Source organism: Derxia gummosa DSM 723 (genome assembly GCF_000482785.1).
GTDB lineage: Bacteria > Pseudomonadota > Gammaproteobacteria > Burkholderiales > Burkholderiaceae_E > Derxia > Derxia gummosa.
The window spans coordinates 841,683-862,758 of the sequence record NZ_AXWS01000007.1 but is presented as its reverse complement, the minus strand read 5'-3'; the positions used below and the strand labels follow the sequence as shown (position 1 = coordinate 862,758).

Sequence of the window (21,076 nt, the reverse complement as noted above, 5' to 3'; positions counted from 1 at the left end):
CGCCACCTCACCGAATACCCAGGAGTTCCAGATGTACGTGCTGACCTGTCCGCATTGCGGCGAAGCGCGCGAGGAAGAGGAATTCGCCCCCGCCGGCGAAGCCTTCATCGCGCGGCCGCTCAACCCCGAAGCGACGAGCGACGAGGAGTGGGGCGACTACCTGTTCTGCCGCAAGAACCCCAAGGGCTGGCACTGGGAGATGTGGCAGCACACGACCGGCTGCCGCAAGTTCTTCGTCGCGAAGCGCAACACCGCGACGCTCGAACTCGGCGCCACCTACACCCTGGCCGAAGGCAAGAAGGCCTACGTCGCCGAAGAAGGAGCGAAGGCATGAGCGGCTATCGCGTCAAGGGCGTCTCCAGTGCCCGCATCGACTGGAAGAAGGAAATCGCGTTCACCTTTGACGGCGAGCGCATGTTCGGCCACCCCGGCGACACGCTGGCCTCGGCGCTCATCGCCAACGGCACCGGCATGCTGGCGCGCAGCTTCAAGTACGGCCGTCCGCGCGGCATCTACGGCGCCGGCCCGGAAGAACCCAATGCGCTGATGCAGATCGAGACCGGCGCGCGCACCGTGCCCAACCTCAAGGCGACGCAGGTCGAGCTGTACGACGGCCTGACCGCCGCGCGCACCACCGGTCGCCCCTCGCTCGGCTTCGATCTCAAGTCGATCGGCGGCAAGTTCGCCCAGTTCATGCCGGCGGGCTTCTACTACAAGACCTTCAAGTGGCCGCTGTCGATGTGGCCCACCTACGAGAAGGTCATCCGCGCCGCGGCCGGCTACGGCACGGTGCCGACCGAGTTCGACCCCGACCGCTACGACCATCTGCACCATCACGTCGATGTGCTGGTCGTGGGCGGCGGCGCCTGCGGCCTGCTCGCGGCGCTGATGGCCGGCCGCGCCGGCAAGCGCGTGCTGCTGGTCGACGAGCAGAACGAGCTGGGCGGCTGGCTGCTGTCGATGCCCGATGTCGAAATCGACGGCAAGGCGTCGGCGCTCTGGCTCGACCGCATCGTCGCCGAGCTGCGCAACATGGCCAACGTGACGCTGCTGCCGCGCACCACGGCCTTCGCGCTGCACGACATGAACATGGTCCAGGCCGTCGAGCTGTGCCAGGACCACCTGCCGCTCATCGCGCGCAGCAGCGACCTGCCGCGCGAACGCCTGCACCGCATCCGCGCCGAGCGCGTGGTGCTCGCGAGCGGCGCGATCGAGCGTCCGCTGGTCTTCGCCGACAACGACCGTCCCGGCGTCATGACCGCCGCCGCCGCCACGACCTACCTCAACCGCTACGCGGTCGCGGCCGGCCGCAAGGCGCTGGTCATGACCAACAACGACTTCGCCTATCGCGGCGCGATCAACCTCGCGCAGGCCGGCGTGGCCGTGACCCTGGCCGACCTGCGCGAAGCCCCGGGCCAGCACTGGCTGACGGCCGCCAGCAAGGCCGGCGTCGAGGTGCTGCGCGGCCACGGCATCGTGGGCGTCAAGGGCAGCAAGGCGGTGCAGGGCGCCCAGCTCGCGCGCTTCGACGGCAGCCGCAATGCCATCAGCGCCGGTGGCCCGGCCTGGAGCGGCGACCTCATCCTCAGCTCGGGCGGCCTGTCGCCGACCGTGCACCTGTTCTGCCACAACGGCGCGCGCCCGGTGTGGGATGCCAACGCGCATGCCTTCGTCGTGCCCGAGCAGGGCCGGGGCGACATCAGCTGCGTGGGCAGCATCACCGGCGCCTTCCTGCTGCGCGACGCGCTCAAGCAGACCGAGAAGGTCATGCGCGGCCTGGTCGGCGGCAATGCCAGCGTCGGCATCGCCACCGACGAGCCGGGCGTGGGCGCGACGCGCCGCATCTTCCGCGTGACCGACGGCAAGCCCGAAGGCCACGGTGCAAAGGCTTTCGTCGATTTCCAGAACGACGTGGCCGCGTCCGACATCCACCTGTCGGTGCGCGAGAACTACAAGGCGGTCGAGCACGTCAAGCGCTACACCGGCCTCGGTTTCGGTACCGACCAGGGCAAGCTCAGCAACGTCAACGGCTTCGGCATCCTGGCCGAGGCGCTGGGCGTGTCGATGTCGGAAGTCGGCACCACCACCTACCGCCCGGCCTACACGCCCGTCACCTTCGGCGCGCTGGCCGGCGCCCACGCCAAGGAAACCTTCGACCCCGAGCGCTTCACCTCGGCGCATCAATCGCACGTGCGGCGCGGCGCGGAGTTTGAAGTCGTGGGCCAGTGGCAGCGCCCCTGGTACTTCCCGAAGGGCAAGGAAGACATGCACGCCGCCGTCAAGCGCGAATGCCTCGCGGCGCGCAACGGCGTGGCCGTGATGGATGCCTCGACCCTCGGCAAGATCGACCTGCGCGGCCCCGACGTGCGCGAGTTCCTCAACCGCGTGTACGCCAACGCCTGGAGCCAGCTCGCGGTGGGCAAGTGCCGCTACGGCTTGATGCTCGACGAGAACGGCATGGTCATGGACGACGGCGTGACGGCCTGCATCGCCGACGACCACTTCCTCATGACCACGACCACCGGCGGCGCCGCCAGGGTGCTCAACTGGCTGGAGAAGTGGCACCAGACCGAATGGCCCGAACTCAAGGTGTACATGACCTCGGTGACGGACCACTGGTCCACCACCTCGGTCGTCGGCCCCAAGGCCCGCGCCGTGCTGCAGAAGCTGTGCTCGGACATCGACTTCGGCAAGGACACGTTCAAGTTCATGGACTGGCGCGCGGGCACCGTGGCCGGCGTGCCGGCCCGCGTGTACCGCATCAGCTTCTCGGGCGAGCTGGCCTATGAAATCAACGTCGATGCGAACTACGGCGAGCACATCTGGGAAGCCGTGATGGAAGCCGGCGCGGAGTTCGACATCACGCCCTACGGCACCGAGTCGATGCACGTGCTGCGCGCCGAGAAGGGTTTCATCATCGTCGGCCAGGACACCGACGGTTCGGTCACGCCCTTCGACCTCGACATGAGCTGGGCCGTGAGCATGAAGAAGTCGTTCAGCTTCATCGGCAAGCGCTCGATGGCGCGCGCCGACACCCAGCGCGCCGACCGCAAGCAGCTCGTCGGCCTGCTCACCGACAACCCGAACGAGGTGCTGGCCGAGGGCGCGCAGATCATCGCCGCGCCGGCCGAGGCGCCGGGCGTCGGCGGCAAGCCGGTGCCGATGCTCGGTCACGTCACCAGCAGCTACTTCAGCCCGACGCTCGGCCGCTCGATCGCGATGGCCGTGGTCAAGGGCGGCATCAAGCGCAAGGGCGAAACCCTCTACGCCTGGAAGGGCGGTTCCTCCACCGCCGTGAAACTCGTCTCGCCCGTCTTCGTCGATCCGGAAGGAGCCCGTCACAATGTCTAAGGTCTTCACGCCCGTCGCGCGCTCCCCGCTCGCGCATCTGGAACTCGGCAAGCGCGCCCGCAAGCAGGACGAGCGCTGCGCCGTCTGGGCCAACGAACTGCCCGTCGGCGGCTACATCAGCCTGCGCGGCGAAGCCACCGACGCGGCCTTCCTGCAAGCCGTTGCAGGCGTGCTCGGCGGCGCGCTGCCGACCGTGCCCTGCACCTTCGCGCTGCTGCCCAAGGCCGAAGCGCTCTGGCTCGGCCCGGACGAATGGATGCTGCTCTGCGCCCACAAGGACGTGGCCGCGCTCGTCGCCGCGCTCGAAGGCGCGCTCGCGGGCATCCACCATCAGGTGGCCGACAACTCGGGCGGCTACACCCGCGTCACGCTGCGCGGCAGCAAGGCCGCCACGGCGCTGGCCCATGTGAGCGTGTACGACTACGCCAGCCTCGCGGAAGGCCGCGTCGTCGGCTCGACCTTCGGCAAGTCGTCGGCCTACATCCGCCGCGATGGCGAGGGTTATCTCGTGCTGTTCCGCCGCAGCTTCGCGGAGTACATCTGGAAGTACCTCGAACGCGCAGCGACGCCCTACGGTTTCGGCGTCTGCACGCTCGAACCGGCGAGCGCGCCGGCGCGCGCAAAGGTGGCCGCGTGAACCTCAGCGTCTTCGACGTATTCCGCATCGGCATCGGGCCGAGCAGCTCGCACACCGTCGGGCCGATGCTCGCGGTGAGCCGCTTCCTCGGCGAGCTGGAGGCCGCGGGCAAGCACCGTGATATCGGTGCAGTCCGCGTGCATCTTTACGGCTCGCTCGCGCTCACGGGCGTGGGCCACGGCACCGACAACGCGGTGCTGATCGGCCTGCTCGGCGAAGTGCCCGACAAGGTCGATCCGTCCGGCGTGGCCGACCAGGTGGCGGAAATCCGCTCGATGGCGCGCCTCAGGCTCGGCGGCTGGCATGTGATCGACTTCGATCCGGCCACCGATCTCCTGTTCCACAAGAAGGAGACGCTGCCCGAGCATCCGAACGGCATGGTGCTGGAAGCCTTCGACCGCCAGCACAACGCCTGCCACCGCAACACCTACTTCTCGATCGGCGGCGGCGCCGTCCTGAGCAAGGACGAGATCGACCGCCGCGAGGCCGAGAGCCTCGCCACGCCGGGCAAGTGCGAGAAGTGCGGCGGCGATGAAGCCAGCTGCCCCGACGCGGCCAGCTGCGGCATCGCGGCCGAAGGTACGACGCCGCAACCCACGCCCGCGCCGCGTCCGGTCGAGCCGGAACTCCCGCACCCCTTCGCCTCGGGCGCCGACCTGCTGGCGATCGGCAAGCGCACCGGCCTGTCGATCGCCAGCATCGTGCGCGCCAACGAACTCACGCGCATGGACGCCGCCACGCTCGACGCGAAGCTGCTGGAGATCTGGCGTGTCATGAACTGCGCGATCGAGCGCGGCCTCGTGACCGAAGGCATCCTGCCCGGCGGCCTCAACGTCAAGCGGCGCGCGCCCGCGCTGCACCGCCGCGCGATGGCGGCCGGCGACGACTTCTCGCAGATGGACACCGTGAGCGCCTTCGCGATCGCGGTGAACGAGGAAAACGCCTGCGGCGGCCGTGTCGTGACCGCGCCGACCAACGGCTCGGCCGGCGTCATTCCGGCGGTGCTCGCCTACTACTGCCGCACGCATCGCGGCGCCGACGACCAGAGCGTGATCCGCTTCCTGCTCACGGCGGCCGGCATCGGCATGCTCTACAAGAAGAACGCCTCGATCTCGGCCGCCGAGATGGGCTGCCAGGGCGAGATCGGCGTGAGCAGCTCGATGGCCGCGGCCGGCCTCGCGGCCGTGCTCGGCGGCACGAACCAGCAGATCGAGAACGCCGCCGAGATCGCGATGGAGCATCACCTCGGCATGACCTGCGACCCGATCGGCGGCCTGGTGCAGGTGCCCTGCATCGAGCGCAACAGCATGGGCGCGATCAAGGCCATCAACGCGGCGCGGCTCGCGCTGCAGGGCGACGGGAGCCATCTCGTCTCGCTCGACGCCTGCATCGAGACGATGCGCCAGACCGGCATCGACCTCCAGGCCAAGTACAAGGAAACCGCGCTCGGCGGCCTTGCCATCACCGTGGTCGAGTGCTGATACCCGCATTCGCCGCACACCTTCACTGACCCCGAAACGCTCCGGAGCTCCGACATGAGCAGCCATCTCCACGCCTTCTTCCATGCCAGCGTCGCCGCGAGCGACCCGGCGATCCGTGACGGCCTCGACGCCGAGCTTGTCCGCCAGCAGGAAGGCATCGAACTGATCGCGAGCGAGAACATCGTCTCGCGCGCCGTGCTCGAAGCCCAGGGCTCGGTGCTGACCAACAAGTACGCCGAGGGCTATCCCGGCAAGCGCTACTACGGCGGCTGCGAATGCGTCGATGAAGTCGAGGCGCTCGCGATCGAGCGCATCTGCAAGCTGTTCGGCGCGCAGTACGCCAACGTGCAGCCGCACTCGGGCGCCTCGGCCAACACCGCCGTCATGCTCGCCATCGCCAAGCCCGGCGACACCATCCTCGGCATGTCGCTCGACGCCGGCGGCCACCTCACGCACGGCGCCAAGCCGGCGCTGTCGGGCAAGTGGTTCAACGCCGTGCAGTACGGCGTGCGCCGCGAGGACCAGCGCCTCGACCTCGAACAGGTCGAGAAGCTCGCCCACGAGCACAAGCCCAGCGTGATCATCGCCGGCTACTCGGCCTACCCGCGCGCCATCGACTTCTCGGCCTTCCGCAAGATCGCCGATGACGTCGGCGCAACGCTGATGGTGGACATGGCCCACTTCGCCGGCATCGTCGCGGCGGGCCGTCACCAGAACCCGCTCGACCACGCGCACATCGTCACCACCACCACGCACAAGACGCTGCGTGGCCCGCGCGGCGGCGCCATCCTCACCAACGACGAGGCGCTGGCCAAGAAGATCAACTCGGCCGTGTTCCCCGGCGCCCAGGGCGGCCCGCTGATGCATGTGATCGCCGCCAAGGCCGTGGCCTTCGGCGAGGCGCTGCGCCCCGAGTTCAGGAGCTACATCGACCAGGTGCTCGCCAACGCCCGCGTGCTGGGCGAAGTGCTCACGGCCGGTGGCGTCGATCTCGTGACGGGCGGTACCGACAACCACCTGCTGCTGGTGGACCTGCGCCCCAAGGGCCTCAAGGGCAACCAGGTGGACGCGGCGCTCGGCCGTGCCGGCATCACCTGCAACAAGAACGGCATCCCCTTCGACCCGGAGAAGCCGATGGTCACCTCGGGCATCCGCCTGGGCACGCCGGCCTGCACGACGCGCGGCTTCGGCGAGGCCGAGTTCCGCAAGGTCGGCGAGCTGATCCTCAAGGTGTTCGACAGCCTGGCCGCCAAGCCCGAAGGCGACGCCGAGGTGGAAGCCGCCGTGCGCGCCGAAGTCAAGGCGCTGTGCGAGCAGTTCCCGATCTATTGAACCCCACGAGACGCGATCCATGAGCCTGCATAGCGACAGCATCGTCATCGACGGCCTGAACATCAGCAAGTTCGACCGTCCGGTGTTCGAGGACATGAAGAAGGGCGGCGTGACGGCCGCCAACTGCACCGTGTCGGTGTGGGAGAACTTTCCGGCGACGATCGAGAACATCGCCGAGATGAAGCGGAAGATCCGCGCCAACAGCGACCTGCTGAGCCTCGTGCGCACGACCGACGACATCCTCGCGGCCAAGCGCGACGGCAAGACCGGGATCATCCTGGGCTTCCAGAACGCCCATGCGATCGAAGACAACCTCAGCTACATCGAGACCTTCGCCGAGCTGGGCGTGCGCGTGATCCAGCTCTGCTACAACACGCAGAACCTGATCGGTACCGGCTGCTATGAGCGTGACGGCGGCCTGAGCGACTTCGGCCGCGAAGTGATTGCCGAGATGAACCGCGTCGGGATCATGGTCGATCTCTCGCACGTCGGCGGCAACACCTCCACCGAGGCGATCGAAGCATCGAGCAAGCCGGTGTGCTACTCGCACTGCCTGCCGAGCGGACTCAAGGCCCATCCGCGCAACAAGAGCGACGAGCAGCTCAAGTTCATCGCCGACCGTGGCGGCTTCATCGGCGTGACGATGTTCCCGCCCTTCCTCAAGCGCGGCATCGAGGCGACCGTCGAGGATTACGTCGAGGCCATCGGCTACATCATCAATCTGGTCGGCGACGACTGCGTGGGCATCGGCACCGACTTCACGCAGGGCTTCGGGAAGGAGTTCTTCCAGTGGCTGACGCATGACAAGGGCCGCTACCGCCGCCTGACCGACTTCGGGACCATCAAGAACCCCGAGGGCATTCAAACGATTGGCGAGATGCCCAACCTGACCGCCGCGATGGAACGCGCCGGCTGGAGCGCGACGCGAATCGAAAAGGTGCTCGGCCAGAACTGGCTGCGCGTGTTCAAGCAAGTCTGGGGAGCCTGAAAGCATGCAACCGCAACTGCCCATCGAGGTGAATGAAGAGACCGGCGCGTGGACCACCGACGGTCTGCCGATGATCTATGTGCCGCGCCACTTCTTCGTGAACAACCACGCCGCCGTGGAAGGCGCGCTGGGGCGCGACAAGTACAGCGAGATCCTCTATCCGGCCGGCTACCGCAGCGCCTACTACTGGTGCGAGAAGGAAGCGGCGACGCACGGCTTGCAAGGGCTTGCAGTGTTCGAGCACTACCTCAAGCGGCTGTCGCAGCGCGGCTGGGGGCTGTTCGCGTTCGAGAGCGCGAATGTCGAGACCGGCGAGGCGCGCATCGTGCTGCGGCACTCGGTGTTCGTGCTCCAGCAGCCGGACCTGCACGGCAAGCTCTGCTACATGTTCGAGGGCTGGTTTGCCGGCGCGATGGACTGGGTGGGGCAGAACCTCGGGTTCTCGTACAAGACGGAGTCGCGCGAGGTGCAATGTGCCTCGGAGGGTTCGTCGGAGTGCGTGTACGTCGTCAAGCCCATCGCTGCGTGAGTGTGGTTTGAAGGTCCGTCGCGCGCCGGGGATCGGTCCGGTTCGCGGCTGACGGAGCCGGCCGCGCCTGGACGGCGCGGCTGCCCTTCGCTCCTTCGGTAGCCCGCGGGCCCGGCGTCGCAACTCGCGCCGCTGCGCGGCGCTCAGACAGCGACGCCTGAACGGCCTGCGGCCGTTCGCTCGCGTCTACCTCGTCGCTCGGCGGCTCCGACAGCCGCGAACCGGACCGATCCCCGGCGCGCGACTCTTTCTTTCTCCAAGGGCGATGGGGCCGCGTTGCGGCCCTTGGCTTGCCGGCGTGGTCCGGTTCCGATGCCGGTTGCCGGGTCTCTGCTCGGTCTTCATCGGCTCGGGTGCTTCGTTCAGGTCGTCATCACTCGATCCAGTCCACAAGACGCAAGCCCGTCACGCGCGCGAACTCCTTCGTGTTGTGCGTGACCAGGGTCGCGTCCTCGGCCAGCGCATGGCTCGCGATCCACAGATCATTTCCGCCGATCGGCGTGCCGGCCGCCTTGAGGTCGGACCCGGATCCGGTCAGCCGCCAACCACGCCATGGGCATTCACCGCCGACCCATCCCCGCCGCCTCAGCGCGAGGCCGGCGACATGCGCCGCCGGCCCTCGTCGCCGTCGGCGCCGGGGCCGAGCAGGCCGAGCTGGAAGGCGCGGATCACGGCCTGGGTGCGGTTGCGGGCGCCGAGGCTGCCGAGCAGGGCAGTCACATGCAGCTTGACGGTGCGCTCGGCGATGTCCAGGCGTGCCGCGATGCGCTTGTTGGGTTCGCCGCGCGCGATCCAGGTCAGGACTTCCTGCTGGCGCGGCGTGATGGCGGCGGTGGCGTGAGGCGTGGGCGCGCGCGCATCGGCGAGCCGGATCAGGCGCTCGACGAAGGCCTGCGCCGGCAGGCGGCGCGCCACCACTTCCCAGGCGCCCCAGTCGGCGTGCAGCGACGGCATCGCGCCGCGATCGCGGACGACCAGCATCCGCGCCGACTCCCGCGCGCGGTGCGAAATCATGGCCAGCGCCGTGCGGGCGTCGGGGCCGAGCGCGGCCACATCGACGACGACGATGCGGGCCGGCGGCGCCAGCGCCTGCGCGTCACGCATCCATTCCATGACGTCGCCGTACATGCGCGGTCGCAGCGCGACGCCCCGGCTTTCGAGCGCATGGTCCAGGCCGAGGCCGAACAGCGGTTCGCGGTCGATGAGATCGAGCCGAGGGGCGGTGCGGGGCGGGATGGTCATGGCGGGCGGCTCCTCGCGGCGATGCCGGTGTTCGGGGAGGTCGCAGCATCGGCGAACGAAGCTTTGGGTTGGCCCAGTCGCGCCGCCCCCGGCCTCAGCGCAGCAGCGGATTGGCGGCCGGCTCGCCCTTGCGCGAGCACACCGCTTCGGACACCGAACGGCCGAGCACGCTGATCGAGCCGCCGACGAAGCAGCGGTAGTCCTGACCGTTGCGGGTGTGCACGGCGTAGCGGGTGGTGGTGCCGTCGTCCACCCGGTTGCTGATGGTGAAGGACTGCCTGTCGAGGCCGAGCGCGGCGGAGGTGCGATCGACGATGGCGTCATCGGTCACGGCAATCGAGGCGCAGCCGGCCAGCGCGGACGCGGCGACGAGCAGGGACGGAACAATGAATCGGAACATGCGGACTCTCGGTGTGGAAAAAGGGCGCCGCCGGCACGACGCGCGGTCGTCCGGCGGCCGTGAAAAGAGGCATCAGCGCAGCAGGTTCACCCACAGGCTGCGGCGCGCGCCGCTGCCGGCCGTGTCGCCGCGCACCCAGGCCGCGACCGCCTTGCCGTCGCGGTTGAAGGCGCCGTTGACGGCCGCGCCGAGGCCGTCGAGCGGCTCGATCGGCGTGGCGGCGCTCCAGCCTTCGCCCCAGACCAGACGGCGCGCGTACAGGTCGGAGCCGGTGGTCGGCGCGGGCCAGCGATCGGGCGCCAGATAGACGACGACCGCATTGCCGTCGGCGTCCTGGCCGAGCTGGGGATCGATGCCGTAGCTGTTGACCTGTACCGGCGCGGTGAAGCCCGTGCCCGGCGCGTACTGCATCGCCTTGAGCGCGTAGATGCCGCTGCGCCACAGCACCACGGCGCGCCCGGCCGCCGTCATCGAGACGCGGATCTGCGCCGTGAAGCTCGACTCGACCGCATTCGTGTCGACCTCGGTGGCCGGGCTCCAGCCGCCGGTCGTGCCGTACAGCGCGGTGTAGAGCGAGTCGCCCTGATGCCAGACCGCCAGCGCATTGCCGCTCGCGTCCATGACCACGTGCGGCGGGGTTTCGGGGCTGACGTTGTCGGTGCTGCTGTCGAGCACCTGCGGCGTCTGCCAGCCGCTCGCGGGCAGGAAGCGCGCGGCCTTGAGGCTGAACCTGCTGTCGCCGGGATTGCGCTCGCGCCAGACCGACATGGCGCTGCCGTCGGCCGAGACCGCGAGGTCGGCATCGCGCGAATCGAGATCGCCGCCGTTGTCGATGCGGGTCCAGCTGCCCCAGGCATTCGTGCCGGCCGGCAGGACGATCGAATACACATCGGCGCCCGAGGTGATGACGCGGATCGTGCCGCCGGCGTCGATCGCGGCGCCCGTCAGCAGGCCGGCCGCGCGTGCCGGCGGCGCGAAGGGCGCGCTCCAGCCGGCCGACGGCGTGTAGCGCCGGGTTTCGAGGTTGGGCCGGATCCAGGTCGCGACGCCGTTGCCGTCGATGAACAGCCGGCCCGAGGCCAGATAGGACGCCGGCCCGGCCAGCCCCGGCACCGCGACGGCGGTCGTCCAGCCCTGGCCGGCGACGTAGCGGCGCGACCAGACCTTGCGCGCGCTGCCGTCGGGCTGGCCGTCCGACTGTTCCCACATGACCAGCGCGTCGCCGTTGGACGCGATCGCGGTGAGCGCGCCGTTGGCCACATCGAAATCGTTGCTGGCTTCCAGCAGCATCGGCGTCTGCCACGCGGCGGCGGCCGGCGCCGCGGCGAAGTTGCCGACCACGCTGCGGTCCTGGGTCAGGCTCAGCGTGCAGGTCGCGCCGCTGCCGGCGCAGGCGCCGCTCCAGCCGGTGAAGCGCTGGCCGGTCGCGGGCGTCGCGGTGAGGGTGACGCTGCTGCCGTCGTTGAACGAGGCCGCGCAGGTGCTGCCGCAATCGATGCCGACCGGCTGCGACCGGATCGTGCCGTTGCCGTTGCGCGTGATGTCGAGCCGGCGCAGCACGGCCGCGACCGGCGCGAAGCTGGCCGACACGCTGCGCGCCGCGCTCATGGTCACGCTGCAACTCAGGCCCGCGCCGGCGCAGGCGCCGCCCCAGCCGCTGAACACCTGGCCGAGATCGGGCGTCGGCGTGAGCATGACGACGGTATCGACCGCGTAGCTCGCTTCGCAGGTGCTGCCGCAATCGATGCCGGGGGGTGTCGAGCGCAGCGTGCCGCCGCCGGTCACGCTGGTGGTGAGTGTGACGCTGGTCGGCGGCACCGGCACGAAGACGGCGGTGACGGTGCGGTTGGCGCTCATCGTCACGTTGCAGGTGGCGCTGCTGCCGGCGCATTCGCCGCCCCAGCCGCGAAACAGCTGGCCCGTGCCGGGCAGGGCGGTCAGCGTCACGCGGGTGCCGTCGGCAAAGTCGGCGGTGCAGTTCGGGCCGCACTGGATGCCGGCCGGCTGCGAGGTGACGCTGCCGTTGCCGCTGGCGGCGACGCTGAGCCGGTGCATGCCGGCCGCGGGCCCGCCGACCTCGACGTCGGTGCCGCAGCCGGCCAGGGCGACGCCCAGCAGCAGCGCGGCGCAGGCACGCCGGCCGCGCCGGAACAGGACCGACAGGAGGCATCGGGATTGGGGTGTTCGGGACATCACGAGACTTCTCCAGCAAGGGGGACAGTCCACGGTATCGACGGGTACGCGGGCGGCGCCATAGCACCAAAGGGCATCGGACAGGACCGGCCATGCGCCGCGCGACAGGCCGGCGGCGGGCGCATTCGGACCTAGGCCGGGGCAAAGACGGGCTGACGTAGGCTGGCTGCCGGAATCGCAATGACGGGGAAAGGCATGCATCTGCTGCTGGTCGAAGACGATCTGGAACTCGGCGCCGAATTGCAGCGCGCGCTGGCGGCGCACGGACTCACGAGCGAATGGGTGCGCGACGTGCGCCATGCCCGCGCGCTGGCCGAAGTCGCGGACGAGGAGGGCGCGCCGCGCTTTGCGTGCGCACTGCTCGATCTGGGCCTGCCCGATGCCGATGGCCTGAGCCTGCTCGCGCACTGGCGCGGCCGGCGGGTGGCGCTGCCGGTCATCGTGCTGACGGCGCGCGATGCGCTCGACGCGCGGGTCGCCGCGCTCGACGCCGGCGCCGACGACTATGTGATCAAGCCCTGCGCGCCGATCGAGATCGCGAGCCGGGTGCGGGCGGTGGTGCGGCGCTCGGCCGGCCAGTCGACGCTGGTCTGGCGGGTCGGCGCGCTCGGCATCGATACCGGCCGGCACGAGGTCACGCTGGACGGCGTGCCGGTGACGCTGTCGCCGAAGGAATTCCGCATCGTCGTCGAGCTGGCGCGTCTGCCCGGCGAGACGGTGTCCAAGCATCGGCTGGCGCGCGCGGTCGCGCCGCTGGCCGAGCCGATGGAATTCAGCGCGCTCGAATGGCACATCCACAACCTGCGCCGCAAGCTCGGCAACGAGCGCGTGCGCACGGTGCGCGGCGTCGGCTACTGGCTGGAGGGCAGATGAACACCGCCGCGCCAGAAGCCTCCGGTGCCGCCCGCTCGCGCTGGACCGACTGCCATCGACCATCGGTCGCGCGCCGCGTGCTGCTGGCCATGCTGGCCGCCTGCGCCATGGGCTGGGGCGCGATCTATCTGACCGGGCGGCTGGGCGTGAACGCGCCCGGCAGCGGCAACTTCGACCGCGAGGCGCGCATCACCGCTGGCGCGGCGGCGCAACTGGCCGACACGCATGCCGATCCGCGCGAACTGGCACGGGCGCTCGAAGGGCTGACCGCATCGATCGCGTGGACGCAGCAGATCGAAGACTCGCCGCCCGGACTGGTGGCGTTCCGGGTGGTCGAGGCCGACGGCCGGGTGATCGCCAGCGGCGGCGCGGCGCCGCCCGACTGGCCGGCGGGCGACGCGCCGCTCGGCTTCGTCGCGCATGACAGCGCCGGGGGTGGCTACCGGGTGCTGCGGGCGGTCGCGCCCGGCAGCGGCCGGCGCGTCGAGGTGGCCTCGTCGGAGCAGGCGCGCGAGCAGCTGTTCAACGACGTCATGATCAGTCCGCTGGCGGTGCGGCCGCTGTTCTACGTCGTGCCGATGCTGCTGTTCCTGGTGTGGTTCGCGGTGGGGCGCGGCCTCAAGCCGCTGCGCGAGCTGGCGGCCGAACTGCGCGAGCGCCGGCCCGACGATCTCTCCCCGCTCAAGGTGCAGGGCGTGTACCGCGAACTGTCGCCGGTGATCGCCGAGCTGAACGCCGCCTTCGCGCGTCTGCGCACGCTGATCGAGCGCGAGCGCGGCTTTCTCGCCGATGCCGCGCATGAATTGCGCACGCCGCTCGCGGTGATGGTCGCCCAGTGCGACAGCCTGCACAGCGCTACCACCGAGGCCGCGCGCGCGGCCGCGCTGACCCGGCTCGACAGCGGCGTGGCGCGCGCCTCGCGGCTGGTCAACCAGCTGCTGTCGATCGCGCGGCTCGATGCGGCGGTCGAGGCCGAGCCGGTCACGATCGATCTGGCCGATCTGGCGCGCGACTGTCTCGCGATGCATGCGGCGCTGGCGCATGCGCACAGCATCGAGCTGAGCTACGCCGGGCCGGACAGCCTGCCGCGCCGCTGCCCGCGCGACTGCTTCGAATCGATCGTCGACAACCTAGTGGCGAACGCGGTGCGCTACGGCGGGCCGGGCGTGCGCATCGAACTGGCGCTCGATGTGCTGCCGGGCGGTCAGGTGCAGCTGCGGGTGCGCGACGACGGCCCCGGCATTCCGGCCGAGGACATGCCCAGGCTGTTCGAGCGTTTCCGGCGCGGCGCCAACGCGAGCGCGAGCGGCTCCGGCCTCGGGCTGGCCATCGTGCGGTCGGCGGCGCGGCGGCTGGCGGCGCGGGTCGAGGTCAGCGCCGGCATCGACGGGCGCGGGGTCGAGTTCCGCCTCGCCTGGCCGGCCGGCTGAGCAGGGCGCGTCGCCGGGACAGGCGCCGACGCGACGCCGACGCGGCCCCTGCGGCCTCATGACGAAAAGGCGCGGGGCGGGGGGAACGCGGGGCGCGGCTGTCGGAGCCGCCGAGCGCACGAGGTAGACGGCGGCAAGCGGCGCAGCCGCTTAGGCGTTGCTGTCTGAGCCTTCGCGCAGCGAAGGCGAGTTGCAACGCCGGCCGCCGGGCTACCGAAGGGAGCGAAGGGCAGCCGCCGCGTCCAGCGGCGGCCGGCGCCGTGTAGCCGCGCCCCGCGTTCCCCCCGCCCCGCGCCAGCAGCGCGACCAAAAGGCCGTATAGCCCCCCCCCGCGAAGCCGCATAACGACGCCTCCCTGTCGTTTTAGCGATGGTCCGCCCCCAGCCGGAACGGCACCCTCGCTTGCATCGAAAAGCCGCCACCCAGGCCGCCGACCGCAAGCCAGAGAGCCGATCCCGATGCGCTACCCGAACCTGTTCTCGCCCTTCAAGCTGGGCCACCTCACGCTGCGCAACCGCGTGTGCAGCACCGCCCACGCCGAGGTCTATGCCGAACCCGGCGGCCTGCCGGGCGACCGCTACATCCGCTACTACGAAGAGAAGGCCAAGGGCGGCCTCGCGCTCGCCGTCTGCGGCGGCTCCAGCCCGGTGTCGATCGACAGCCCGCAAGGCTGGTGGAAGTCGGTCAACCTGAGCACCGACAAGGTCATCGACCCGTTGTCGCGCCTCGCCGAGGCCATGCACCGCCACGGCGCCTACATCATGATCCAGGCGACCCACATGGGCCGCCGCTCTGCCTGGCACGGCGAGCACTGGCCGCACCTCATGTCGCCCTCGGGCGTGCGCGAGCCGGTGCATCGCGGCAATGCCAAGACCATCGAGGTCGAGGAAATCAAGCGGATCATCCAAGACTTCGTGCTGGCCGCGCGCCGCGTCAAGGCGGCGGGCATGGACGGCATGGAAGTCTCGGCCGCGCACCAGCAGCTCATCGACCAGTTCTGGAGCCCGCGCACCAACTTCCGTACCGACGAATGGGGCGGCTCGCTGGAGAACCGCATGCGCTTCGGCCGCGAGGTGCTGGAGGCGGTGCGCGCCGAGGTGGGCCGCGATTTCGTGGTCGGACTGCGCATGTGCGGCGACGAGTTCCATGACGACGGCCTCGATCACGAGACGCTCAAGGAGATTGCCCAGGCCATGGCCGGCACCGGCCTCATCGACTACATCAGCGTGGTCGGCTCGGGCGCCGACACGCACAACACCATCGCCAACTGCATGCCGCCGATGGCGCTGCCGCCCGAGCCCTTCGTGCATCTGGCCGCCGGCATCAAGAGCGCGATCGACATCCCGCTCATGCACGCCCAGAGCATCCGCGACCCCAACCAGGCCGAGCGCATCCTCAACAACGGCTGGGTCGATCTGGTGGGCATGACGCGCGCGCACATCGCCGATCCGCACTTCGTGACCAAGATCCGCGACGGCAAGGAAGACCAGATCAAGCAGTGCGTCGGCGCCAATTACTGCATCGACCGCCAGTACAACGGCCTCGACGTGCTGTGCGTGCAGAACGCCGCCACCTCGCGCGAGGCGACGATGCCGCACCAGATCAAGCCGACCACGGGCGCCAGGCGCAAGGTGGTGGTGGTGGGCGCCGGCCCGGCCGGGCTGGAGGCGGCGCGCGTGGCGCGCGAGCGCGGCCATGACGTGGTGCTGTTCGATAAGAACGACGCCGTCGGCGGCCAGATCCTGCTCGCGGCCAAGGCGCCGCAGCGCGAGCAGATGGCCGGCATCGTGCGCTGGTTCGATCTTGAGACGAAGCGCCTCGGCGTCGATCGCCGCCTCGGCATGCGCGTGACCGCCGACGAGGTCATGGCCGAGCAGCCCGACATCGTCGTGCTCGCCACCGGCGGCCGGCCGCATCTGAAGCAGGTGCCGGCCTGGGGCGCCGACGAAGGTCTGGTGGTGAGCAGCTGGGACATCCTCTCGGGCAAGGTCGAGCCGGGCAAGAACGTGCTCGTGTACGACAGCATCAGCACGCACGCGGGCTTCGGCGTGGCCGACTTCCTGGCCTCGCGCGGCAGCCTGGTCGAGATCGTGACGCCCGACGTGAAGGTGGCCGACGACGTGGGCGGCACGACCTTCCCGATCTTCTATCGCCGCATGCATGCGCTCGGGATCATCCCGACGCCCAACTACTGGCTCGACCGCGTGTACCGCGAGGGCGACAAGCTCATCGCCGTGATCAAGAGCGAATACACCGAGGCGCTGGAAGAGCGCGCGGTCGATCAGGTGGTGGTCGAGAACGGCACGGTACCCAACGACGAGATCTACTGGGAACTCAAGGACCGCTCCGCCAACAAGGGCCAGACCGATGTGCGCGCGCTGTTCGCGAGCGAGCCGCAACCGGCGCTGCAACAGCAGCTCGGCGGCGGCAAGTTCCTGCTGTACCGCGTGGGCGATTGCATCAGCCAGCACAACATCCACGGCGCGATCTACGACGCGCTGCGTCTCGTGAAGGACTTCTGACATGAGCCTGGCACTGGCGGTCACGGCCGCGTTCTGGGGCCTCGTCGTCGTGGTGGCGGCGGGCGTGATGAAGCGGGCGGCGCTGTGGCGCGCGGGCGCGACGGCGCCCGTGAATCTCGCGCTGCTGGCGACGATCCCGAAGCGCTACTTCGTCGATCTGCATGACGTGGTGGCGCGCGAGCCGGAAATGGCGCGCACCCATGTGTTCGTCGCGGGCGGCGCGATCGGCGCCTTCGGCGTGATCGCGCTCAACTACGGCCTGATGCTGTACTGGCCGCTGCTGGACTGGGCGCTGCTGGCGCTGGCGGCGCTCATGACGGTGGGCGCGGTGCGCGCCGTCAAGCGCCGCATGAACGCGCCGGCGCGGCTGTCGCGCGGTGCGTGGCAACGCTTTCCGCAACTGCTGCTGCTGACCGGCGCCGGCCTGCTCGTCGCGGGCGCGGCGCTGCTGCTGTCGCAGGGCGTGGGCGGTGAGGCGCAGGCGGCCGAGGGCGCGAGCGCGGCGGCACCGGTGGCGGGCGGCTTCGCGCTGCTGCTGATCCTGCCGATGCTCGCGGGCGCGCTGCCGCTGGCGCTCGGCATCGGCAGTGGCGGGCCGCTCAAACATGCATTTGCCGGTCTGCTTCATCTGGCCTTCCATCCGCGCCAGGCGCGCTTCGACAAGCGCGCTGCCCAGGGCGAGCGCACGGCGCTCGCGCCGCTCGATCTGCCCGCGAAGGAATACGGCGTCGAGAAGCCGGTGCAGTTCGCCTGGAACCGCCTGCTGTCCTTCGATGCCTGCGTGCAATGCGGCAAGTGCGAGGCGGCCTGCCCGGCCTTCGCCGCCGGCCAGCCGCTCAACCCGAAGAAGCTGATCCAGGACCTCGTCGTCGGCATGGCCGGCGGCACGGACGCGGCCTATGCCGGCAGCCCGAGCCCCGGCCTGAAGGTGGGCGCGCACGAGGGCTCGCCCGACGCGCCGGTCGTGGGCAAGCTGGTCGAGCCGCAGACGATCTGGTCCTGCACCACCTGCCGCGCCTGCGTGCAGGAGTGCCCGATGCTGATCGAGCATGTGGATTCGATCGTGTCGCTGCGCCGCCATCGCGCGCTGGTCGAGGGCGACATCCCGGGCAAGGCGCCCGAGACGCTCGACAACCTGCGCGAGACCGCCACGCAGGGTGGCCATGACAACGCCGCGCGCGCCAACTGGGCGATCGACCTCGGCGTCAAGCTGGCCGAGCCGGGCGTGAAGACCGACGTGCTCGTCATTGCCGGTGAAGGTGCATTCGACATGCGCTATCAGCGCACGCTGCGGGCGTTCATCAGGACGCTCAAGGCCGCCGGCATCGACTTCGCGCTGATGGGCCCGCGCGAACGCGATTGCGGCGACACCGCGCGCCGCCTCGGCGACGAAGCCACCTTCGAGCGGCTGGCGCGCGAGAACATCGCGGCGATCTCTGCGCTGAGCTTCGCGCGCATCGTCACGCCCGATCCGCATGTGTTCCACAGCCTCGCCAACGAATATCCGGCGCTCGGCGGACGCTGGGAGGTGCTGCATCACACCACCTTCGTCGAGCAGCTCGTTGCGGGCGGCAGGCTGAAGGTCGGCCAGTCGGCCGAGCAGCGCGAAGTCACCTATCACGACCCCTGCTACCTCGGCCGCTACAACGCGGGCTACGAGGCACCGCGCAAGCTGCTCAAGACCATCGGCATCGCCGTGGTGGAGATGGAGCGCGCGGGCCCGCGCAGCCGTTGCTGCGGCGGCGGCGGCGGCGCGCCGCTGACGGACATCCCGGGCGAGCGCCGCATTCCCGACATGCGCATGGACGATGCGCGCGCGACCGGCGCCGGCCTCGTGGCCGTGGCCTGCCCGCAATGCACGGCCATGCTCGAAGGCGTGACCGGCAACCGTCCCGACGTGGTGGACGTGGTCGAACTCGTGGCCGCGACGCTGGAGGTGAAGTGATGAACGCGCCTGTCCATTTCAACGCGGCCGCCGCGCATGACGACGGCCCGGTGCCGCGCATCAACCCGCGCCGGCCCTACATCGTCACGGCCGAGGGGCTGAAGCGGATCATCCTCGGCGCCACGACGGGCGAGGGCGGCGACGCCGGCGCCCACGGCGGCGCGCATGCGGGCGGCAAGCGCCTGCGGCTGCGCGCCGAGCCTGAGCAGTACTGGCTCGCGGTCGTGCATTCGGAGCGCGGGCTGCTCGACGGCCATGCGCGCCAGACCATCGCCGGCGCGGCGCTGCTCGCCGGGCCGCGCACGGCCGTGGTCGCGCTGGTGCTCGGCGGCATCGACGAAAGCCTCGCCGAATGCGGCGCCGACCTCGTCGTGAGCCTGCCCGAGGCCAGCGCCGAACGCTGGGAGCCCGCGCGCGATCTCGCGCTGGTGCAGCAGGCGGTCGCGCGCTGGCAGCCGGCGCATGTGTTCCTCGCCGACGGACCGGACGGCGGCGCCGATCTGGGCCGGCGGCTGGCGGCGCGGCTCGGCGCGAGCGTGGCGACACGCGCGGTCGAGCTGGCGCGGCCGGAAGGCAAGGGCGGGGCGAGTGCCGGTGGCGCGGGCGGTGCCGAACCTGCCTTCACCGTGCGCAGCCTGTGCGACGGCGGACGCGGCTATGCCGTGATGCCCGCGCCGCGCGTGGTCATCGTCGCGCCGGAAGCGGTGGACGAGCATTTGCAGGAGCTGGGCCGCGACGAGGCGGTGACGCTCGATGGCGCGTCGTCTGGCGCCGGCATGAATGGCGCGGCAGCCAACGGCGCGGCGGCAGGCGGCGCAAGCCTTGCCGGCAAGCCCGCCCCGCTGCTCTCGCGCCCCGGCGCCGCCGGCAACGCCCCGGCGCTGCGCACGATCGCGCTGGAGCGCGTGCCCGCGACCGACGTGGCGCTGGAGGAGGCCGACTTCATCATCGCCGCCGGCGCCGGCGTGAGCGACGTGGGGCTGCTGCAATCGCTTGCAGCCGATCTCGGCGCGGCGGTCGGCGCGAGCCGCGTCGCGGTGGACGAAGGGCGCTTTCCGCGCACGCGCCAGGTGGGCGCGACCGGCAAGACGGTGCGCGCGAGCTGCTACATCGCCTTCGGCATCTCGGGCGCGGTCCAGCATCTGCAGGGCATCAAGGACGTGCGGCATGTGATCGCCGTCAACACCGACCCGGGCGCGCCGATCGCCAAGCGCGCGGGGCTGACCATCATCGACGACGCGCAATCGCTCATGAAGGCGCTGCGCGCCGCGATCGCGCAGGAAAACGGAGGCCGCCATGGCTGACACCAGAATCGCGGTGCTCGTCTCGGTCGAGCGCCATCCGGTCAGCGGCCAGTGGCGCCGCAACCGCAATGACGCGGCGGCGCTCGCGCTGGCGCTGCGTCTCGCGGCCGACGGCGGCGTGAGCGTGGAAGTGATCCACGCCGGCGACGCCGCCAATCCCGCGCTGCGCGACTACCTCGCGCTCGGCGCGGGCAGGGTGGAAGTGCTGCCGCTGCCGGCCGGCGCCGATGCGCTGCCGGCGCTCGCCATGCGCCTGCGCGGCGCCGACCTGGTGCTGTGCGGCAGCGCGGCCGACAACGGCCTCGGCTCGGGGATGCTGCCCTATCTGCTGGGCGAGGCGCTGGGCCGCGCGGTGCTGCCGCAGGCGCTCGACGTGACGCTCAAGGCGGGCGGCATCGAGTCGCTGCAATTCCTGCCCAAGGGCCGGCGCCGGCGCGTCGAGGCGACGGGCGCGAGCATCGTCTGCGTGCATCCGCTCGCGGGCGGCGAGCAGCGCTGGTCGCATGCGAAGGCGGTCGGCGGCAGCGTGGTGACGGCCGGTACCGGCGCGGCCGGCGCCGTCGCGAGCGGACAGGCGGGCGTTCAAACGGGTGCGCAGGCCGCTGCCTGGCAGCCGCCCGTGGTCGAGCCCGCCACGCGCAAGCCGCGCCGTCTCAAGCCCGTGGACCGCCGCAGCGGCCATGCGCGCATGAGCGCGGCGGTCGATACCGGAGGCGCCGGCGGCCAAGTCGTAAGCGACGGGGGTTCTGTCGAAAAAGCACAAGTCCTGCTGCGCTACCTCGGAGAGCATGGATTGCGGTCGACACGCACCTGAAAAATCCCGACGACAACGCAGTTCGACAACCCCTC

Annotated in this window: 16 protein-coding genes; 13 read left to right on the top strand and 3 right to left on the bottom strand. The window is 70.6% G+C overall.

All coding sequences use genetic code 11. From position 1 onward, the window contains the following. The first annotated feature begins 31 nt into the window (after positions 1 to 31). The 7 genes from H566_RS0104945 to H566_RS0104915 are packed head-to-tail and all read left to right on the top strand — an operon-like array spanning position 32 to position 8,318. Positions 32 to 334 (top strand): sarcosine oxidase subunit delta, encoded by a 303-nt coding sequence (locus tag H566_RS0104945; RefSeq protein WP_028310562.1) that lies wholly within the window; start codon positions 32 to 34, stop codon positions 332 to 334. Further along, positions 331 to 3,351: a sarcosine oxidase subunit alpha family protein gene (locus tag H566_RS0104940; RefSeq protein ID WP_028310561.1), complete on the top strand. Its 3,021-nt coding sequence runs from the start codon at positions 331 to 333 to the stop codon at positions 3,349 to 3,351. The genes H566_RS0104945 and H566_RS0104940 overlap by 4 nt, the downstream gene beginning before the upstream one ends. Further along, on the top strand, positions 3,344 to 3,988 hold the full coding sequence (locus tag H566_RS0104935) for a sarcosine oxidase subunit gamma (RefSeq protein ID WP_028310560.1): 645 nt from the start codon (positions 3,344 to 3,346) through the stop codon (positions 3,986 to 3,988). The genes H566_RS0104940 and H566_RS0104935 overlap by 8 nt, the downstream gene beginning before the upstream one ends. Next, positions 3,985 to 5,469 carry an L-serine ammonia-lyase gene (locus tag H566_RS0104930; RefSeq protein ID WP_028310559.1) on the top strand — a complete coding sequence of 495 codons (1,485 nt, stop codon included), beginning with the start codon at positions 3,985 to 3,987 and terminating at the stop codon, positions 5,467 to 5,469. The genes H566_RS0104935 and H566_RS0104930 overlap by 4 nt, the downstream gene beginning before the upstream one ends. 54 nt (positions 5,470 to 5,523) lie before the next feature. Further along, positions 5,524 to 6,801, top strand: a complete 1,278-nt coding sequence (locus tag H566_RS0104925; protein ID WP_028310558.1) for a serine hydroxymethyltransferase — start codon at positions 5,524 to 5,526, stop codon at positions 6,799 to 6,801. Between the two features lie 19 nt (positions 6,802 to 6,820). After that, positions 6,821 to 7,789: a dipeptidase gene (locus tag H566_RS0104920; protein WP_028310557.1), complete on the top strand. Its 969-nt coding sequence runs from the start codon at positions 6,821 to 6,823 to the stop codon at positions 7,787 to 7,789. Positions 7,790 to 7,793: 4 nt separating this feature from the next. Then, on the top strand, positions 7,794 to 8,318 hold the full coding sequence (locus tag H566_RS0104915) for a DUF5943 domain-containing protein (RefSeq protein WP_028310556.1): 525 nt from the start codon (positions 7,794 to 7,796) through the stop codon (positions 8,316 to 8,318). 585 nt (positions 8,319 to 8,903) lie between these two features. Here the strand turns inward: H566_RS0104915 and H566_RS27225 are convergent. The 3 genes from H566_RS27225 to H566_RS27220 all read right to left on the bottom strand — a co-directional run bounded on the left by H566_RS27225 (position 8,904) and on the right by H566_RS27220 (position 12,153). Then, positions 8,904 to 9,560 (bottom strand): helix-turn-helix transcriptional regulator, encoded by a 657-nt coding sequence (locus tag H566_RS27225; protein WP_051378056.1) that lies wholly within the window; start codon positions 9,558 to 9,560, stop codon positions 8,904 to 8,906. 94 nt (positions 9,561 to 9,654) lie between these two features. Beyond that, a complete protein-coding gene (locus H566_RS23000) occupies positions 9,655 to 9,960 on the bottom strand; it encodes a hypothetical protein (RefSeq protein WP_051378054.1) in 306 nt (101 codons plus the stop codon). A gap of 72 nt (positions 9,961 to 10,032) precedes the next feature. After that, complete coding sequence (locus H566_RS27220; RefSeq protein WP_028310555.1) at positions 10,033 to 12,153, bottom strand: InlB B-repeat-containing protein; 2,121 nt, start codon at positions 12,151 to 12,153, stop codon at positions 10,033 to 10,035. A gap of 180 nt (positions 12,154 to 12,333) precedes the next feature. On the opposite strand from H566_RS27220, the gene H566_RS0104895 reads away from it, so the two are divergent. The 6 genes from H566_RS0104895 (at position 12,334) to H566_RS0104870 (ending at position 21,041) form a co-directional block, all read left to right on the top strand. Then, positions 12,334 to 13,026: a response regulator gene (locus H566_RS0104895; RefSeq protein ID WP_342668658.1), complete on the top strand. Its 693-nt coding sequence runs from the start codon at positions 12,334 to 12,336 to the stop codon at positions 13,024 to 13,026. Next, entirely contained in the window at positions 13,023 to 14,456 is a 1,434-nt protein-coding gene (locus tag H566_RS27215; RefSeq protein WP_051378053.1) for an ATP-binding protein, read from the top strand. The genes H566_RS0104895 and H566_RS27215 overlap by 4 nt, the downstream gene beginning before the upstream one ends. A gap of 458 nt (positions 14,457 to 14,914) precedes the next feature. Next, the gene (locus tag H566_RS0104885) at positions 14,915 to 16,978 is read left to right on the top strand and encodes an NADH:flavin oxidoreductase (protein WP_028310553.1); all 2,064 of its coding nucleotides are present in this window, start codon (positions 14,915 to 14,917) and stop codon (positions 16,976 to 16,978) included. 1 nt (position 16,979) lies between these two features. Continuing rightward, complete coding sequence (locus H566_RS0104880; RefSeq protein WP_028310552.1) at positions 16,980 to 18,923, top strand: DUF3483 domain-containing protein; 1,944 nt, start codon at positions 16,980 to 16,982, stop codon at positions 18,921 to 18,923. Further along, complete coding sequence (locus tag H566_RS29905) at positions 18,923 to 20,227, top strand: electron transfer flavoprotein subunit alpha/FixB family protein (protein ID WP_051378051.1); 1,305 nt, start codon at positions 18,923 to 18,925, stop codon at positions 20,225 to 20,227. Before H566_RS0104880 ends, H566_RS29905 begins: the two co-directional genes overlap by 1 nt. Next, positions 20,220 to 21,041 (top strand): hypothetical protein, encoded by an 822-nt coding sequence (locus H566_RS0104870; protein WP_034410489.1) that lies wholly within the window; start codon positions 20,220 to 20,222, stop codon positions 21,039 to 21,041. The genes H566_RS29905 and H566_RS0104870 overlap by 8 nt, the downstream gene beginning before the upstream one ends. The last annotated feature ends 35 nt before the right edge of the window (positions 21,042 to 21,076 follow it).

Coding starts and splice junctions, on each gene's coding strand:
- H566_RS0104920 (WP_028310557.1), top strand. CDS start 6,821: ATGAGCCTGCATAGCGACAGCATCGTCATCGACGGCCTGAACATCAGC.
- H566_RS0104915 (WP_028310556.1), top strand. CDS start 7,794: ATGCAACCGCAACTGCCCATCGAGGTGAATGAAGAGACCGGCGCGTGG.
- H566_RS23000 (WP_051378054.1), bottom strand. CDS start 9,960: ATGTTCCGATTCATTGTTCCGTCCCTGCTCGTCGCCGCGTCCGCGCTG.
- H566_RS0104895 (WP_342668658.1), top strand. CDS start 12,334: ATGACGGGGAAAGGCATGCATCTGCTGCTGGTCGAAGACGATCTGGAA.
- H566_RS27225 (WP_051378056.1), bottom strand. CDS start 9,560: ATGACCATCCCGCCCCGCACCGCCCCTCGGCTCGATCTCATCGACCGC.
- H566_RS27215 (WP_051378053.1), top strand. CDS start 13,023: ATGAACACCGCCGCGCCAGAAGCCTCCGGTGCCGCCCGCTCGCGCTGG.
- H566_RS29905 (WP_051378051.1), top strand. CDS start 18,923: ATGAACGCGCCTGTCCATTTCAACGCGGCCGCCGCGCATGACGACGGC.
- H566_RS0104880 (WP_028310552.1), top strand. CDS start 16,980: ATGAGCCTGGCACTGGCGGTCACGGCCGCGTTCTGGGGCCTCGTCGTC.
- H566_RS27220 (WP_028310555.1), bottom strand. CDS start 12,153: ATGTCCCGAACACCCCAATCCCGATGCCTCCTGTCGGTCCTGTTCCGG.
- H566_RS0104945 (WP_028310562.1), top strand. CDS start 32: ATGTACGTGCTGACCTGTCCGCATTGCGGCGAAGCGCGCGAGGAAGAG.
- H566_RS0104885 (WP_028310553.1), top strand. CDS start 14,915: ATGCGCTACCCGAACCTGTTCTCGCCCTTCAAGCTGGGCCACCTCACG.
- H566_RS0104940 (WP_028310561.1), top strand. CDS start 331: ATGAGCGGCTATCGCGTCAAGGGCGTCTCCAGTGCCCGCATCGACTGG.
- H566_RS0104870 (WP_034410489.1), top strand. CDS start 20,220: ATGGCTGACACCAGAATCGCGGTGCTCGTCTCGGTCGAGCGCCATCCG.
- H566_RS0104935 (WP_028310560.1), top strand. CDS start 3,344: ATGTCTAAGGTCTTCACGCCCGTCGCGCGCTCCCCGCTCGCGCATCTG.
- H566_RS0104925 (WP_028310558.1), top strand. CDS start 5,524: ATGAGCAGCCATCTCCACGCCTTCTTCCATGCCAGCGTCGCCGCGAGC.